The organism is Aliarcobacter trophiarum LMG 25534 (genome assembly GCF_003355515.1).
GTDB lineage: Bacteria > Campylobacterota > Campylobacteria > Campylobacterales > Arcobacteraceae > Aliarcobacter > Aliarcobacter trophiarum.
In genome coordinates this window covers 1,271,560-1,287,838 of the sequence record NZ_CP031367.1, presented here as the reverse complement: position 1 = coordinate 1,287,838, position 16,279 = coordinate 1,271,560, and the positions used below count along the sequence as shown (strand labels likewise).

The 16,279-nt window shown below is 28.3% G+C and carries 22 protein-coding genes; 14 read left to right on the top strand and 8 right to left on the bottom strand.

What is annotated here, in order from left to right:
- From cysE to ATR_RS06635, 6 genes are read right to left on the bottom strand one after another with little or no spacing between them, the layout of a single operon-like run.
- Positions 1 to 756 carry a serine O-acetyltransferase gene (cysE, locus tag ATR_RS06660; RefSeq protein WP_164966725.1) on the bottom strand — a complete coding sequence of 252 codons (756 nt, stop codon included), beginning with the start codon at positions 754 to 756 and terminating at the stop codon, positions 1 to 3.
- Complete coding sequence (gene speA, locus ATR_RS06655; RefSeq protein ID WP_115428693.1) at positions 746 to 2,557, bottom strand: biosynthetic arginine decarboxylase; 1,812 nt, start codon at positions 2,555 to 2,557, stop codon at positions 746 to 748. Before speA ends, cysE begins: the two co-directional genes overlap by 11 nt.
- 1 nt (position 2,558) lies before the next feature.
- The gene (hisS, locus tag ATR_RS06650) at positions 2,559 to 3,779 is read right to left on the bottom strand and encodes a histidine--tRNA ligase (protein ID WP_115428692.1); all 1,221 of its coding nucleotides are present in this window, start codon (positions 3,777 to 3,779) and stop codon (positions 2,559 to 2,561) included.
- A complete protein-coding gene (gene tmk / locus ATR_RS06645) occupies positions 3,772 to 4,338 on the bottom strand; it encodes a dTMP kinase (RefSeq protein WP_115428691.1) in 567 nt (188 codons plus the stop codon). The genes hisS and tmk overlap by 8 nt, the downstream gene beginning before the upstream one ends.
- Entirely contained in the window at positions 4,329 to 4,823 is a 495-nt protein-coding gene (gene coaD, locus ATR_RS06640; RefSeq protein ID WP_115428690.1) for a pantetheine-phosphate adenylyltransferase, read from the bottom strand. The genes tmk and coaD overlap by 10 nt, the downstream gene beginning before the upstream one ends.
- A gap of 2 nt (positions 4,824 to 4,825) precedes the next feature.
- A complete protein-coding gene (locus tag ATR_RS06635; protein WP_115428689.1) occupies positions 4,826 to 5,380 on the bottom strand; it encodes a UbiX family flavin prenyltransferase in 555 nt (184 codons plus the stop codon).
- Positions 5,381 to 5,543: 163 nt separating this feature from the next.
- Between ATR_RS06635 and ATR_RS06630 the strand changes: the two genes are divergently transcribed.
- The 14 genes from ATR_RS06630 to ATR_RS06565 all read left to right on the top strand — a co-directional run bounded on the left by ATR_RS06630 (position 5,544) and on the right by ATR_RS06565 (position 15,063).
- A complete protein-coding gene (locus tag ATR_RS06630; protein WP_115428688.1) occupies positions 5,544 to 6,179 on the top strand; it encodes a recombinase family protein in 636 nt (211 codons plus the stop codon).
- A 62-nt stretch (positions 6,180 to 6,241) separates the two neighbouring features.
- Positions 6,242 to 6,688 carry a 50S ribosomal protein L9 gene (gene rplI, locus ATR_RS06625; RefSeq protein ID WP_115428687.1) on the top strand — a complete coding sequence of 149 codons (447 nt, stop codon included), beginning with the start codon at positions 6,242 to 6,244 and terminating at the stop codon, positions 6,686 to 6,688.
- Between the two features lie 3 nt (positions 6,689 to 6,691).
- Positions 6,692 to 7,228, top strand: coding sequence for an ATP-dependent protease subunit HslV (gene hslV, locus ATR_RS06620; RefSeq protein WP_115428686.1), 537 nt, complete (start codon positions 6,692 to 6,694; stop codon positions 7,226 to 7,228).
- A gap of 8 nt (positions 7,229 to 7,236) precedes the next feature.
- Positions 7,237 to 8,565, top strand: a complete 1,329-nt coding sequence (gene hslU, locus ATR_RS06615; RefSeq protein ID WP_115429445.1) for an HslU--HslV peptidase ATPase subunit — start codon at positions 7,237 to 7,239, stop codon at positions 8,563 to 8,565.
- Positions 8,566 to 8,615: 50 nt separating this feature from the next.
- Positions 8,616 to 8,921, top strand: coding sequence for a hypothetical protein (locus tag ATR_RS06610; RefSeq protein WP_115428685.1), 306 nt, complete (start codon positions 8,616 to 8,618; stop codon positions 8,919 to 8,921).
- A gap of 10 nt (positions 8,922 to 8,931) precedes the next feature.
- Positions 8,932 to 9,720, top strand: coding sequence for a TatD family hydrolase (locus ATR_RS06605; protein ID WP_115428684.1), 789 nt, complete (start codon positions 8,932 to 8,934; stop codon positions 9,718 to 9,720).
- Positions 9,721 to 9,755: 35 nt separating this feature from the next.
- Positions 9,756 to 11,021: a lytic transglycosylase domain-containing protein gene (locus ATR_RS06600; RefSeq protein WP_115428683.1), complete on the top strand. Its 1,266-nt coding sequence runs from the start codon at positions 9,756 to 9,758 to the stop codon at positions 11,019 to 11,021.
- Positions 11,005 to 11,901 (top strand): septal ring lytic transglycosylase RlpA family protein, encoded by an 897-nt coding sequence (locus ATR_RS06595; protein WP_115428682.1) that lies wholly within the window; start codon positions 11,005 to 11,007, stop codon positions 11,899 to 11,901. The genes ATR_RS06600 and ATR_RS06595 overlap by 17 nt, the downstream gene beginning before the upstream one ends.
- Positions 11,902 to 11,910: 9 nt before the next feature.
- Positions 11,911 to 12,483 (top strand): imidazoleglycerol-phosphate dehydratase HisB, encoded by a 573-nt coding sequence (gene hisB, locus ATR_RS06590; RefSeq protein ID WP_115428681.1) that lies wholly within the window; start codon positions 11,911 to 11,913, stop codon positions 12,481 to 12,483.
- On the top strand, positions 12,480 to 12,977 hold the full coding sequence (locus ATR_RS06585; protein WP_115428680.1) for a KdsC family phosphatase: 498 nt from the start codon (positions 12,480 to 12,482) through the stop codon (positions 12,975 to 12,977). Before hisB ends, ATR_RS06585 begins: the two co-directional genes overlap by 4 nt.
- A complete protein-coding gene (locus tag ATR_RS06580; protein ID WP_115428679.1) occupies positions 12,968 to 13,498 on the top strand; it encodes an LPS export ABC transporter periplasmic protein LptC in 531 nt (176 codons plus the stop codon). The genes ATR_RS06585 and ATR_RS06580 overlap by 10 nt, the downstream gene beginning before the upstream one ends.
- A gap of 3 nt (positions 13,499 to 13,501) precedes the next feature.
- A complete protein-coding gene (locus ATR_RS06575; RefSeq protein WP_115428678.1) occupies positions 13,502 to 14,002 on the top strand; it encodes an LptA/OstA family protein in 501 nt (166 codons plus the stop codon).
- Position 14,003: 1 nt separating this feature from the next.
- Positions 14,004 to 14,606, top strand: coding sequence for a ribosome biogenesis GTP-binding protein YihA/YsxC (gene yihA, locus ATR_RS06570; RefSeq protein ID WP_115428677.1), 603 nt, complete (start codon positions 14,004 to 14,006; stop codon positions 14,604 to 14,606).
- The gene (locus tag ATR_RS06565) at positions 14,596 to 15,063 is read left to right on the top strand and encodes an N-acetyltransferase (protein ID WP_115428676.1); all 468 of its coding nucleotides are present in this window, start codon (positions 14,596 to 14,598) and stop codon (positions 15,061 to 15,063) included. The genes yihA and ATR_RS06565 overlap by 11 nt, the downstream gene beginning before the upstream one ends.
- Here the strand turns inward: ATR_RS06565 and ATR_RS06560 are convergent.
- Positions 15,060 to 16,004 (bottom strand): hypothetical protein, encoded by a 945-nt coding sequence (locus tag ATR_RS06560; protein ID WP_115428675.1) that lies wholly within the window; start codon positions 16,002 to 16,004, stop codon positions 15,060 to 15,062. The genes ATR_RS06565 and ATR_RS06560 overlap by 4 nt on opposite strands.
- Positions 16,001 to 16,279: an EscU/YscU/HrcU family type III secretion system export apparatus switch protein gene (locus ATR_RS06555; protein ID WP_228254208.1), complete on the bottom strand. Its 279-nt coding sequence runs from the start codon at positions 16,277 to 16,279 to the stop codon at positions 16,001 to 16,003. The genes ATR_RS06560 and ATR_RS06555 overlap by 4 nt, the downstream gene beginning before the upstream one ends.

Here is a 16,279-nt window from a genome sequence, read left to right as displayed (position 1 = left end):
TTATCCTTTTTTATTAACAATTAATGCTTCAATAAAATCATTGTACTCTTTTTCTAAGACTTCATTTTTTTCATTTATATCACAATTACAATCTTGCTCTTTTTTAACACTATTTTCTAAAATAGAGATTCTTTCAATTAGGTATTTAAACATCTCTTTATTAATATCAGGTAACTCATTGTGAGCCAATTTATCTTTTTTTGCATCTTTTCTAATAATTCTTGCAGGTACTCCAACAGCAGTTGAATTTTCAGGAACATCTGTTACAACTACAGAGTTTGCCCCAATTTTTGAGTTAGAACCAATTGTAATATTTCCTAAAACCTTTGCTCCACTTCCAATAACAACATTAGATTTAATTGTAGGGTGTCTTTTTCCTTTATTAAGACTAACTCCTCCTAAAGTCACACCTTGATATATTAAAACATCATCTTCTATAATTGAAGTTGAACCAATAACAACTCCAATAGCATGGTCTAAAAATACTCTTCTTCCAATTTTTGCAGCTGGATGAATATCTGTTTTTGTGAAAAAAGATGATATTCCAGAAATAGCACGAGAAAGCTTTTCAAATCCTTTGTTGTACAGTCTATTTGCAACTCTATAGTTTATAATAGCCCAAACACCAGGGTAGTTAAAAAATATATCAAAATTTGAGTCAAATGCTGGGTCATTCAGCTTTGGAACAGAGAAATCCTCTTTTATTTGTTGCCATAGAGAGATTTTTTCTTGCTCAATTATTTCTTCACTCATCATAATAACTCCAGATAGTTTTTAAATAGCTATTGTCTTCTAGGTACTTTTTTAATGTCTCATATGTCTCATGCGGAAGACTTCTGCTTAAAATTGTTTGAATCTCTTCAGTGTCATAATCAATATCATCTAAAATATCTATAACTTTTTGAGACTCTAAAAGTTTTTCTAAAATTACCTCTTCATCTTTAAATACAACATTTACCTCTGTTGGATGAGAGAAAAGATTATGTTTCATTCCTAAAGTATCTTGATATGCTCCTACATTGAAAAAACCTAAGAAATAATCCTCTTTATTTAGGTTTACATCGTGAAGATATAGAGGTTTTTTCATATCAAAAGGAATTTCTCCATCACTATCACAAGTTATATCCCATAAAGATGCACTTCTAGTTGGTTTTTTATCCAAATGAGTTATTGGCATGATTGGAAACTCTTGGTCTATTCCCCAATAATCTGGAAGAGATTGGAATAAAGAGAAGTTAAGTAGATACTTTTCTTGAATATTTTTATCAAATTTTCTAAGCTCTTCATAATCATCAACTTGAAGAAGTGAAATAGCTTTTTTGATAATTTGATGCGTTAAAATTTCAGCATTTGATCTATCTTGTAAATCTATATATCCTAAATCAAAAAGAGTTAAAAGTGACTCTAAATGGTCCATACTATCATGCATAAACTCATATGCTTTTTTCTTTGTCATATCTTTGAATAAAGCGTTTAACTCTTCAATTAAAGGTGGATTTTTATCTTTTAATTTTAGGTGATCTAGCTCATATTCAGCTGAAAAAAGTTCTAAAACAGGAGTTATAAGTACAGTTGAAGCAGCACTTATAAATCTTCCTGATTCTGTAAAAATATTTGGTTCTTCAACCCCTTTTTGTCTTGCTATCTCTTTTAAAGTAAATACAACATCACTTGCAAATTCGTTTAGAGAGTAAAATCTTGATTGTTCATAAGCACTATATTCAACACTTAAACCACCACCAATATTTATAGCTTTTAGCTCTTTTGCTCCTAAGTTCTTAAGCTCTGCATAGATATGTCCTGCTTCTCTAAGAGCTTTTTTCAAAGGTTTAATAGTATTCATAGCAGAGCCTATATGAAAATGAATCATTGTTAATAAATTTTCAAGACTATTCTCTTGCATAAGTTCAAAGGCTTCTAAAATCTCTGTTGAAGTTAGTCCAAATTTTGAATCAATTCCTCCACTTTTTGCCCAAACACCACTACCTCCACTATGAAGTCGTACTCTTATACCTACATTTGGAGCTTCCATTTTTGTCTCTTTGAGAACTTCAATTATCATCTCTAGTTCATTTAAACCTTCAATAATAACTGTAATATCATGTCCCATAGCTTTCGCAATAAAACAAAGATGTATCATCTCTTTATCTTTAAAACCATTTATCGTTATTGGGCTTCCCATATTGTTGTATGTCATCGCTATTATTAATTCAGCTTTACTTCCAGCTTCAAGTCCATAGTTATACTTTTTCCCAGCATTAATAAGTGGATGAATAAAATTTGGTAGCTGGTTTACTTTTAAAGGGAAAACAGCATTGAATTTTCCTTTATAGTCATACTCTTTTATACTTGCATTAAAAGTATTAAAAAGTGTTTTAATCTGCTTTTTTGTGATATGTGGAAATCTTAAGAGTAGAGGTCCTTTGAAGCCCTGTTTTCTTACATCTTTTACAATTTTTATTAAAGATGGATATGGTTTGTAGTTTACCTTTACAATACCATCTTCAACAAAAAAGTTATCATCACTCCAAATATCTATCCCATATCTATTTTTCATATTAAAAATCCCCTAAATTTATATTTTCTTCTTCTTTTGTATCTAAATTTTTTATGTAAATAGTGCCATCATTTAGCTCTTTTTCTCCAATAAGTGCTACAATATTACATCCTAATTTTTGGGCATTAGCAAAATGTTTTGCAAATCCTCTAGGAGTGTACTCTAAGTGAGTTTTTATTGTTTTTCGTTTTTTAATTGCTACTTCAAAGGCCTGATTTAAACTAATTTCATCTAAAACACCAATATAGATAAAATCCTCTTTTTTCTCTTTTATTTTTACTAACTCTAATAATCTTTCTATCCCGATTGCAAAACCAATTCCTGATGTACTTTTACCACCTAAAAATTCAACTAATCTATCATATCTTCCACCACCAGCTATTGCACTTTGAGCACCAATTTCAGAGCTTACAAACTCAAAGGCTGTTTTATTATAGTAGTCTAGTCCACGAACTAAATTGCTATCTACTTCATAAGATATATTATTAAAATCTAAAATCTCTTTTAATTTTTCAAAATCATTATTACAAGAGTTACATAAACTATTTGTTATTTTTGGAGCATTTTCTAGTAATTGTTTACAAGACTCAACTTTACAATCAAGCACTCTTATAGGATTTGTCATAAGCCTTTTATTGCAATCTTCACACAGTTTTTCTTTAAAATTTGAAATATGTTTTACTAAGTTTTCTTTATATTTTGGCATACAATCAGCACAACCTAAAGAGTTTAGTTTTAGTGTAAATCCAATACCAAAGAAATCTAAAATCTCTTTGATTAAAGAGATAATATTTGCATCTTCATAAACACTTGATATACCAAAAACTTCACAACCAAACTGATGAAACTCTCTTAATCTTCCTTTTTGAGGTCTTTCATATCTAAACATAGGACCATAATAGTACCATTTATAAGTTCCACCAGCACGGTCTAGCTTTTTTTCAACAAAATGTCTTACAACTCCAGCAGTTCCCTCAGGTCTAAGACAAACATCATTTTGCCCTTTGTCAATAAATTGATACATCTCTTTATTTACAATATCACTACTCTCTCCAACACTTCTTTTAAATAAAGCAGTTTCTTCTAAAAGAGGAGTTTCAATATAAGAGAAGCCATATTTTTGGGCAATCTTTGAGGCATTTTCTATAAAGTATATAAAAAGTTCACTCTCTGTTCCTGTTAAGTCTTTCATTCCTCTTAGGCTTTGAATTGTATTACTCATTTATAAAATCCTCTATTTTTTTCTCTATATCTTTTATATTTAAACTAGCATCTATAAAAATATGCTCTATATCTAGTTTTATAATTGTCTCTCTTAGTCTTGCTTGGATATCTAAAAGATAATCCAATCCTCTTTTTTCTATACTATCATTTGGCTTTTTAGATAATCTTTTTTGTAATTCATCTTTTGTAAGTTCTAGTAGAATAACTTTTTTAGGAAAATTATTTGATGTTGCTAAACGATTTAGTTCTATTAAATCCTCTATCTTTTTATCTTTTGCATAGGCAATTCCAGAGATAAATGAACGGTCACTAATAATTAGCTTATTTTGATTTTTTACAATTATCTCTTTAGTGTGTTCAGCTCTATCTGCTAAAAACATAAACATTTCAGCTAAACTACTATTTGCTTCTCCATTTAAAATCATCTCTCTTAGTTTTAATCCTAGTTTTGTTCCACCTGGTTCTTTTGTAAAAACTGCATTTGGGAATTTCCCTTTTAAAATATCTAGTTGTGTTGATTTTCCTGCTGTATCAATTCCCTCAATAGCTACATACATTTTAAAACCTCTTTTGGAACTAAGTGCTCAAATTTTCCTTGAAATCTTATAATTTCTCGAACAATAGTAGAGCTTACAAATGCATGGTCTAGTGTTGGCATTAGGTAAACTGTTTCAAGATTGTGATTTATTGAAGAGTTTGCATATCCCATTTGAAGCTCAAATTCAAAATCACTAACAGCTCTTAATCCTCTGATTATAGTATTTATCTGTAAATCTTTTGCTAAATCAACTAAAAGAGTATCAAACCCGACAACTCTCACATTTTTAAGATGTTTTGTAGCCGCTTCTACAAACTCTACTCTTTTATCATGAGAAAACATAGGTTTTTTTAGTTCACTTTTTGCAACACTAATAATTACTTCATCAAAAACTTTTATTGCTCTTTCAATAATATCTAAGTGACCAATAGTAATAGGATCAAAAGTCCCACTATAGATAGCTTTTTTATAAGAACCTGTATAGTTATAATCGCTATTTTTCATATCTATTTCCATCTTTTATATAGTTTATTTTCTATTTTTAATAAATCCATCCACTTTCCAATAATAAAGTTTTCCATCTCTTCTAAAGTTTGCTGAGAGCTATAATATCCTAAAATAGGTGGTGCGATTACAACTCCTAGCTTTGATAGTTTTAGCATGTTTTCTAGCATTATTGTATTTAGTGGTAACTCTCTAGGAGCTAGGATTATCTCTCTTTTTTCTTTTAACATAACAGAAAAAGCTCTAGTAATTAAACTATCAGCAATTCCTATACTGCATTTTGCCAAAGTATTTGAACTACAAGGAAGAATAATCATTTTATCAACTTTAAATGAGCCAGATGCCAAAGCAGCTCCAATATTTTTGTCTTTAAAAATTGTTATATTTTCGTGATTTTTGAATATTTCCTTTGTTTTTATACCATTTTCAAGTTTCAAAGCCTTTTTAGAGCTTTTTGAAAATACAACAAAAATTTCAATATCTTTTGGTATTTGTTTTATAAACTTCAAAGCTAGATTTACTCCACTAGCTCCTGAAATTCCAACCGTTAATCTCAATATTTACCTCTTATAAATTTTAATTATAAAAAGCTTAATATTATCAAATAAAAGCTTCAACTTTTATTTGATATAGAATATGTATAAGCTTTTATTAAATATTAAATAGATAACATTTTGTATAAATCTATATATACAAAACTATTACAAAAAGGTGTGTACTATGTCAAAAAATTTTATATACATTAGAAAAAATCAGAATAATATGAACTATACAAAAGAGCAAGAGAAGTTGATTTCAAATTATGTTTTGAAAAATTCTCTCACTATTTATAAAAATATTGAAATAGAGATAAATCGACCATCACAAGAGAAGAATATTATTCAACTTTTAGAAAATTGTGAAAAAAACTCTACAATAATTGTTGCAAATTTAAATGTTTTTGGAAGAACTATTGATAGAATTTTAGAGATTGTAAAATTCTTATTATCAAATAAAATAAGAATAATTGTAGTTGAAGAAAATTTAGATCTTTTAAGCAATGAAGATAAGCTTACACTTATGATTTTAAATATTATAAAAATGACAATAAAATTAGAAAAAGGGCTTCAAAGTTTACGAACAAAAGAGGCTCTGAATGCAAAAAGAGAGGATGGAATTGCTCTTGGAAAGCCAAAAGGAACTATTCAAAAATCTAAGTTTGATGAGCAAAGAGATAAGATAGAAGAGCTGTTAGGTATGGGCTTAAGTGTTAGAAAGATTGCAAAACTTCTAGGATATAACAACCATATAGGTTTAAATAGTTATGTAAGAAAAAGAGACATAAGAGCAGTTGTAAGTAATAAAAAAGAGATTTAGATATTTTTTATATGGCTTTAAAAATATTATTGTAGAATATTGAGTTAAAAAAAAGGAATAAAATGAAAGTATTATTAATAAAAGATGTAAAAAGTTTAGGAAAAGCTGGAGAGATAAAAGAGGTAGCAGATGGATATGGTAAAAATTTTTTAATAGGAAAAGGCTTAGCTCTTCAAGCAACAAATGAAGTTCTTGCAAAACATAATGCTGAGCAAAAAAGAGCAAAAGCAAAAGAGGAAGAAGATATTGCAAATGCAAAAGATTTGGCAGAAAAATTAAACTCTACAAAACTTACAATTAGACATAAAGTTGGAGCAAATGACCAATTAATAGGAAGTATCACAAATAAAGAGATTAGCGAAGAGCTTGAAAAACAGTTCTCTATTATGGTTGATAAAAAAAATATAAGTATTGATAATAAAATTAAACATGTAGGAATTTTTGAAGTATCTTGTAAATTGGGACACTCAATAAATGCAACACTAAAAATTGATGTAATTGCAGGTTAAAACATGTTTCATGCAACTACGATTTTAGCCTATAAAGGCAAAAATAAAGCGGTAATTGGTGGAGATGGTCAAGTATCTTTTGGAAATACAGTTTTAAAAGGGAATGCTACAAAAATAAGAACTCTATATCAAGGTAAAATATTAGCTGGATTTGCAGGAAGTACAGCTGATGCATTTAATCTTTTTGATATGTTTGAAGCACATTTAGAAGCTTGTAAAGGTGATTTATTAAAATCTGTAATTGCTTTTTCAAAAGAGTGGAGAAAAGATAAATATTTACGACGACTTGAAGCTATGATGATAGTATTAAATAAAGAAAAAATATTTATTTTGAGTGGAAATGGTGATGTAGTTGAACCAGAAGATGGAGAGATAGCAAGTATTGGAAGTGGTGGAAACTTCGCAATATCGGCTGCACGAGCCTTGGCAAAGCACTCACAACTTGATGAGGAAGAGTTAGTTCGTGAAAGTTTGATGATAGCTGGTGAGCTTTGTATTTATACAAACCAAAATATAAAAATATTAAAACTAGAGGATTAAATAAGATTATGGATATGACACCTAGGCAAATTGTTGAGTATTTAGATGATTATATTATTGGACAAAAAGATGCCAAAAAAACTATAGCATTAGCTTTAAGAAATAGATATAGAAGAATGAGAGTTGAACCAATCTTACAAGAAGAGATCATGCCAAAAAATATTCTAATGATTGGAAATACAGGAGTTGGAAAAACTGAAATAGCAAGAAGAATGGCAAAGATGATGGGACTTCCTTTTGTAAAAGTAGAAGCTAGTAAATATACAGAAGTTGGATTTGTGGGAAGAGATGTAGAATCAATGGTTAGAGATTTAGTATATGAGAGTATTAATCTTGTTACTAAAGAGTATGAAGATAAGATTAGAGATAAAATCGATGATGAAGTAACTAAAAGAATAGTTGAAAACCTTGTTCCACCTCTTCCTGAAACTGCTAGTGAGAGTGCAAAAGAGTCATTTATAAAGACTTATAACCTTATGGAAAAAAAGTTTTTAGCTGGTGAACTTGATGATAAAAAAATAACTATTGAAGTTCCTAAAAAAGCTCATGTTGAGATACTTGACTCAAATGTTCCTTTTGATATGAGTTCTATGCAAGAGAGCCTTAATAAAATGCTAGGAAGCCTAAATAAAGATAAGATAAAAAAAGAGGTAAGCATAAAAGATGCAAAAGTTCTTTTAAGAGGAGTTGCTAGTGAAGGTTTACTTGATACAGAAGCTATAAAAGTAGAGTCTATAAAAAGAGCTGAAAATGGTGGAATAATTTTTATTGATGAGATAGATAAAATTGCAACAAGTAAGAAAAATAGTGGAAGTGACCCATCAAAAGAGGGTGTTCAAAGAGATTTACTTCCAATAGTTGAAGGTAGTTCAGTTCAAACAAAATTTGGTCAAATAAAAACAGACCATATTTTGTTTATAGCTGCTGGTGCATTTCATGTATCAAAACCTAGCGATTTAATTCCAGAACTTCAAGGAAGATTTCCTCTTAGAGTTGAGTTAGAAAGTCTTGATGAAGATGCACTATATAAAATCTTAACAAATACAAAAAATTCACTTTTAAGACAATATAAAGCTCTATTAAAAGTTGAAGATGTTGATTTAGAGTTTGATGATGAAGCTATCAAAGCTTTTGCAAAATATAGTGTTGCTGCAAATGAAAAAACAGAAGATATAGGCGCTAGAAGACTTCATACTGTTATTGAAAAAGTAATAGAAGATATATCTTTTGAAGCAGATAGCAAAAAAGGTTCAAAAGTAGTTGTAACAAGTGAACTTGTAACACAAAAGTTAGAAAAAATAGTTGATAATATAGATGTAACAAGATATATATTATAATTTAATACTATTTTGATAGAATACAAAATTATTTAAAGTATGGGGGATATATGAAAATCATAACTTTTTGTCAAATTGATGAGTCTCTTTTTAATCCAGAGTTTGATGTTGAGTCTTTTCACTCAAAGGGTGGAGAAAAAGCTGATGTAGCTATTATAGATATAGAGAGTATCTTTGAATATGAAGAGAATAAACATAGTGTTTGTAAAGAGAAATATGTATCTGTTGCTGTAATAGATGATGAGAGCGATTATGATGCATTTAAAAACTTTGGAATAGATGCTTGGATTAAACAAGAAGATATTGCACAAATTAATAATTTAATAAATCTTCTAAATAAAAGATTTTTATCTTAAAGGCTAAAGTATTATTATAGATACACACTGTCATCTAGACAACGAAGCATATTTAAGTGATATAGATGGTGTTATAAGAAATGCAAAAGAGGAGGGGGTTAAAGCTTTTTTAATCCCTGGAGCTGATTTTGATACACTTCCTAGAGCTATTGAGCTTAGTGAGAAATATAGTGAAGTTTTTTTTGCTGTAGGAACTCATCCTTATGATATAGATAAATATGATGAAAAAATTATAGAGAAATATGTAAATCATCCAAAATGTGTAGCTATTGGTGAGTGTGGTTTAGATTACTATAGACTACCAGATGATGAGAGTGAAAAGAAAGAGAATATAAAAAAGCAAAAAGAGGTTTTTATCTCTCAAATAGAGCTATCTAAGAGATATAAAAAACCTCTTATTATCCATATAAGAGAAGCTTCAAATGACTCAAGAGAGATTTTAGAAAAATATGCTTCAAAAGATTTGGGTGGAGTTTTACACTGTTTTAATGCAAGTCCTCATTTGCTCCCTTTATCAAATATGAATTTCTATTTTGCAATAGGAGGAGTTCTTACTTTTAAAAATGCTAAAAAGTTAGTTGAAATTTTGCCACAAATTCCAAAAGAGAGGCTTTTAATAGAAACAGATGCCCCTTATCTTACTCCACACCCATTTAGAGGTGTAAGAAATGAACCATATTATACAAAATATGTATCTTTAAAAATGGCAGAAATTTTTGGTTTAAATGATGATGAGATACGAAGTATAACAACAAAAAATGCTAAAAATCTTTTTAAAGAATTTTCTAATATTTCTTAGATATAATCAAAGAATTCTAAAATGAAGAGGAAGCCTTGAGAAAATTTCTAGTAGTAGTAACAATTTTTATAACTTCTATTTTTGCAAATAATCTTGAGCAAAATATAAAAATACTAGAGGAGTTAAATCTTCCTAAAGATTTTTTAAATGAACCATCTTTTAAGTTAAAATATAATGAGCTATCATCTTTAAAGAAAATTAAATATTATGATAATTTAATTAAAAAATCATCACTAAATGCAAAAATAGTAAGAGAAGAGCTTGAGTTAAAACAACTTCCAAATTCACTTTTTTTTATACCTTTAATTGAGTCAAGCTATACAAATATAATAAAGAAAAAGGGACCTTCTGGACTTTGGCAAATTATGCCTTTGACTGCAACTAATCTTAAATTAAAAAGAAATGAGTTTGTAGATGAGAGGCTTGATTTAATTAAATCAACAGAAGCTGCTACAAATTATTTAAGAAAATATTATAAAAAATTTGGAAAGTGGTATTTGGCTGTTTTGGCATATAATGCAGGTGAAGGAAGAATAATACACGGAGTTGCAAGAGCTACTTTGGATAAATATTTAGAAGAGAATCCAAATATGTATCATGATAAGGTTATAAAAATCTATAATCTATATATTTTGGATTATGCAAAAAATAAAACAGGAATTGATAACTTATATACTGTATATAAAGATTTGGGTATAAAAAATGGTCATTTTGATTATACTTATCTTTTGAAACATAATATTAGAAGAGATTATCTACCAAAAACAAGTACAAATTATATAAATATGTTAATCACTTTTTCAATTCTTGCAAGCAATGATAGATTTAAATATTTAGATAGAAAAGTAAAATATGATTTAGAAAAGGTAGTTGCAAATAAAGGCTTGAAGCTAAAAACTATTGCAGATGCACTTGCTATGAGTTATGAAGAGTTAAAAACTATAAATAAACATCTTTTAAAAGAGATTATACCAACAGATAAAAATAGTTATAATTTATACATTCCTCATACAAAGATTGAACTATTTAATAATAGAGTTGCAAATATTCAAGGTCTTGTTTCTGTTGAAGATAAAACAACTTTAGAAAATATAAAAAAAGAGTCTAAAAATAGTGATTTAAATATAAAAAAAGATAATATTCAACAAAGCAGAAATAAAATAGCATATAAGGTAAAGCAAGGCGATACTCTTGAAGCTATTTCAAAAAAATATAAAGTTAGTGTAAAAAAACTTAAGACTGACAATAAAAAAAGTACTAGCAAGTTGAAAATAGGAGAGATTATTGAGATTAACAAATAAAATTTATACTGTAGCTTTTTCGCTCTTTTTTTCGCTATTCTTATTTACAGGTTGTTCTACTAAGCAAAGTTATGATTATAGTTCATATCGTAAAGATACAGGAGATAAAAGTATAAATAATAGCGAAGCTATGCATAGAGCTACAATGCGGCCTTATAATGTTTTTGGAATAAGATATTATCCATTTGTTGCAAATGTTGGAGATGATTTTAAAGGTATTGCCTCTTGGTATGGACCAGATTTTCATGCAAAAAAGACTTCAAATGGAGAGATTTACAATATGTATGCTATGACAGCTGCTCATAAAACCTTACCTATGAATACAGTTGTAAGAGTTGATAATTTGGACAATGGAAGAAGTACTATTGTACGTATAAATGATAGAGGTCCTTTTGTTGCTGGAAGAATTATAGATTTATCAAATAAAGCTGCACATGAAATTGATATGGTTAGAAAGGGTACGGCAAATGTTAGGGTTACAGTTTTGGGGTATAATGGTTTAGTTGATGATAAAAATGCTCCAAATGTTAACTCTATAGAGCAAAAACCAGAAGTTGAAAGAATAGAAGTTATTGAAGATGATATAGTAGCTACAAATATTAATACAAATATTGGTATGGCAACACCAGTTAGTACTTCAAAACAGTCTTCAAAAGCTTCAGGTTCTAGCAAATTTAGCATTCAAGTAGGAGCCTTTAGTTTACAAACAGGAGCTTCTAAAACTGTAGATGAGTATAAGTTAAAGTTTCCATCAAGAAAGATAGAGTATGTTGAAAATGGTGGAATTTATAGAGTATATATTAGAGGTTTTTCATCTTATGAAGATGGACAAAATTTTAAAGCAAAAAATAGTTTAACAAATGCAATTGTAGTTCAATAAGGATTTAAAATGGTAGAGATAAAAAGAGATACTAAAGAGACGCAAATAAAGTGTAATTTAGAGTTAAATGGATGTGGAAAATTTTCTATAAATACAGGTGTTGGTTTTTTTGACCATATGATTGAAGCTCTAAGCAAACATAGTGGAATTGATATAAATTTGGAGTGTAAAGGTGATTTGCATATAGATGCACACCATACAGTTGAAGATTGTGGAATAGTTTTAGGACAAGCACTAAAAAAAGCAATTTTCCCAATACAAGCTATTGAACGGTATGGAAATGCAACAGTTGTTATGGATGAAGCTTCTACTACTTGTGCTTTAGATTTATCAAATCGACCATTTTTGGTTTATGAGGTAAATATTAGTGGAAAAGTTGGAGAGTTTGATGTTGAACTTGTAGAGGAGTTTTTTCATGCTTTAAGTGGAAATGCTGGAATTACTCTTCATCTAATTTCTGAAAGAGGAAGAAATAAGCATCATATTATAGAAGCTACATTTAAAGCCTTTGCAGTTGCACTTAGAAGAGCATTAGTGAAAAACGAGAAACTAGGAGTTCCTAGTACTAAAGGAGTTTTATGATAGAACTTTTAATCTTTGATGTAGATGGAACTTTAACAAATGGTGATATTATGTACTCAAGCGTTCTTCAAGAGTATAAGACTTTTAATGTAAATGATGGTTTCGCTATTGTTTTTTGGACTAAATATTTAGGAAAAAAAGCGGCTATTATTACAGGAAGAGAGTCAAAAATTGTTGAGTATAGAGCAAATGAATTAAAAATAGAGTATGTTTATCAAAATGTAAAGGATAAACTAGCAGTTCTTGATAATATTCTAAAAAAAGAGGGTTTAAATTATAATCAAACAGCTGCTATTGGAGATGATTTAAATGATTTAAAAATGTTGAAAAAAGTTGGATTATCTTTTGCTCCACAAAATGCTCATGAATTAGTAAAAAATAGTGTAAATGTAGTTTGCAAAAAGAGTGGTGGAAATGGAGCTGCAAGGGAGATGATAGAGTATATACTAAAAGAAGATAGTTTATATGAGGAGTTTTTAAATCAATGGCTTTAAAAATATTTGTCTCTTTATCTCTTTTTTTATCAATAGTTTTTTATTTTATACCAGTTGATAAAATAAAAAAAGATTTAAAGAAAGAGGATATAGCACTTTTTATATTTGAAAATCCTATTATGTATAGTTTAAATGATAGTATGGTTACCAAAAAAATAATAGCAAAACAAGCATTAAGATATGAGACTAGAGATGAGATGTATTTTGGTGATATAACAGTAAATAATCAGGATATTAGAAAAGAGTTTAAGAGTGAAAATATTAAGGCAGATTTTATAGTAAAAAAAGGTGCAATTTATAATTTAAAAGATAATGTAGAGTATAAAAGAGATAATTTTATAAAGATTGATACGCAAGAGATGATTTATGATGATTTAAATAAAATTGCAAAAAATAGCTCTCCTTTCAAGGCTGAGTATTATAAACATAAATATAATGGTGAAAAACTATATTTAGAGACTGAAAAAAATATTATAAATTCAAAAAATACTCACTTTGAGATAGACATTGAAAAAAGGTAAAAAATGGTAAAAAATAGTATAAAGATTATAGCAGGTTTGGTTTTTTGTTCATCTCTTCTGCTTGGGAAAAGTGAGACTTTAATAATAGATGCTTTGGATTTTAAGGCTGATGATAACAGAGGAATTTCAACTTTTACAGGAAATGTAAAGATAAGAATGGGAGAAGATAAGTTAAATGCACAACAAGTTGATGTATTTTTTGAAACAGATAAAAATAGTAAAAACAAGGTTGCAACAAAGTATGAAGCTACAAAGGATGCAGATTTTGAAGTAGTATCAAAAGATAAACACTATGTTGGAAAAGGTGACAAAATTATCTATATTCCTTTAAAAGAGGAGTATATTATCATAGGAAATGGTTTTGTTCATGAAAAAAATGATGATAGAAAAGTTTATGGAGATAATATCTATATAAATCAGCTAACAGGTGAAGCGAAGGTAAAAGGTAGTGAAAATAAACCTGTGAAGTTTATTATAAATGTAGAGAGAGGCGAGAAAAAATAGTATGAATTTAATAGATGCAAAATTTCTACAATCGGCTCAAAGTATAGAAGATTCTCCTCCTCCATCAGTAGCAGAAGTTGCTTTTTTAGGTAGATCAAATGTTGGTAAATCATCTATTTTAAACTCTTTATGTAAGCAAAAAGGTTTAGCAAAATCATCTTCAACACCTGGGAAAACACAACTTATAAACTATTTTGAGATTAAATTCAAAACTCAAGATTTAGAAGCACCTTATGTTTATGCTAGATTTGTAGATTTACCAGGTTTTGGATATGCAAAAGTTGCTAAGACATTAAAAGCAGCTTGGAATAGAAATCTTACAGGATATTTGGAACAAAGAGTAAATTTACAAATATTTGTTCATTTAATAGATTCAAGACATCCAGAGCTTGATATTGATAAAAATGTTGATGAGTTTGTAAATCATATAAAAAGAGGAGACCAAATAATCATAAATGCTTTTACAAAAATAGATAAGCTAAATAGTAGTGAACTACAAAAATTAAAAAGAGACTATCCAGATGGTATTTTTGTTTCAAACCTTAAAAAACAAGGTATAATTGAGCTTCAAAATAAAATTACGGAGCATCTATTTGGAAATTAATTTCTATAAACCAACAGTTCTTGATATTCCTCTTATGCAAGAGTTAGTAAAGCCTGAAGTTGAAAAAGGAATAATACTTCTTAGAACACAAGATGAGATGGCTACAACAATTAGATCATATATTATAGCTACTGTAGATGGAGAGATGGCAGGATTCACTGCAACACATATTCACTCTCCTAGAATGGCAGAAGTAAGAAGTTTGATTGTAAATGAAAAATTTAGAGGCTTAGGCTTAGGCAAAAAATTAGTTGAGAAATGTGTAGAAGAGGCAAAGTTTTATGGTATAAAACAAGTTTTGTCTTTAACTTATGAAAAAGACTTTTTCCTATCTTGTGGCTTTAGAGAAATTCCAAAAGAGGATATTCCAGAGCAAAAAATATGGGCTGATTGTATTAGATGTAAACTTTTCCCAATTTGCAATGAAATAGCAATGGTTAAGGATATAGAGTTCTAATCTCTAGCTTCTATAACCCTTTTTAGAAGCTCCTCTTTTGTAAATATTTGAGATATTTTTTGACTTGACACTCCATTTGATAGAGTTATATTGATACCTCTATTCTCTAGAAATTGAGCATTTTTTATAACAACTTTTACTCTATTTTTAAATTCATCTAAAATATAGATTTTTCTTCCTATAAAAAGTTCATATAAACTAGGCTCTTTATAAACTCCAACTAGCTCTTTATTTGAGTATAGATATTTCCAAACTTTAAGCTCTTGCTCATAGTTTAGAAAAAACTCTGTATAGTCTGAAAAAACTCTATTCCCTTTTATATAAAATTTTGTTTCAGGGAAAAAGCTAGGAACACAGTTACACAAAAACATATCTTGTTGTTTTTGTTTGATTTTTGCAATACAAGCATATTTAAACTTTTTCAATTTTTCTATATAAAGAAGAGTTTGGCTATCATGATTCTCTAAAATAGCCAAAGTTGTAAAAAGCTCTTTAAAATCATCTTGATTTGAGGCTAAAATTTCTAAAACATTTAGAGATAAAGTTCCTTCAAAAGAGGAGTTTTTTACTTTTTTATAAGATTTAAAAAGAGTTTTCTTTAAATCTAAAATATTGATAGCTTTTTCATTTTGATTTAATAAATATAGTTTTGAATTACTTAGTTTCTCTACTATAAAAAGATTATTCTTATCTATTTGTAAAATTTTATATTTTGCAGTTATCTGCTTTTTGAAATCAGTTATTTTTTCTTCCTCTATAGTAAAAGAGAAACTATTGTTTTTTAAAAATTCTATAAGTTCAAACTCAATTTCAAAGCTCAAATTACTACTATTTGAGTACTCTTTTTTTGTATTATTAAACTCTAAATCAAGAGTTAAGAGATAGTTTTTATGTCTATAAAGCTCTTTTTGCTCTTTTATAATAATCTTTTTTAAAATCATCGCTTATCCTTATTTGAAAGTTCATAAATAAAAGCAAAAATCTCTGCAACAGCCTTATACATAGAGTTTGGTATCTCTTTGTCAATATCAATTTGTGATAAAAGTTCTACTAGATCTTCATCTTTTTTTATTGGAATATTGTTCTCTTTTGCTATTTTTATTATATTATTTGCTGTTTCACCTTTTCCTTTTGCAGTTATTTTTGGAGCATTATCTATAGTTTTGTCATATTGTAGAGCTACTGCTTTTTGTATTTTTTGATTTTCATTTTCCAC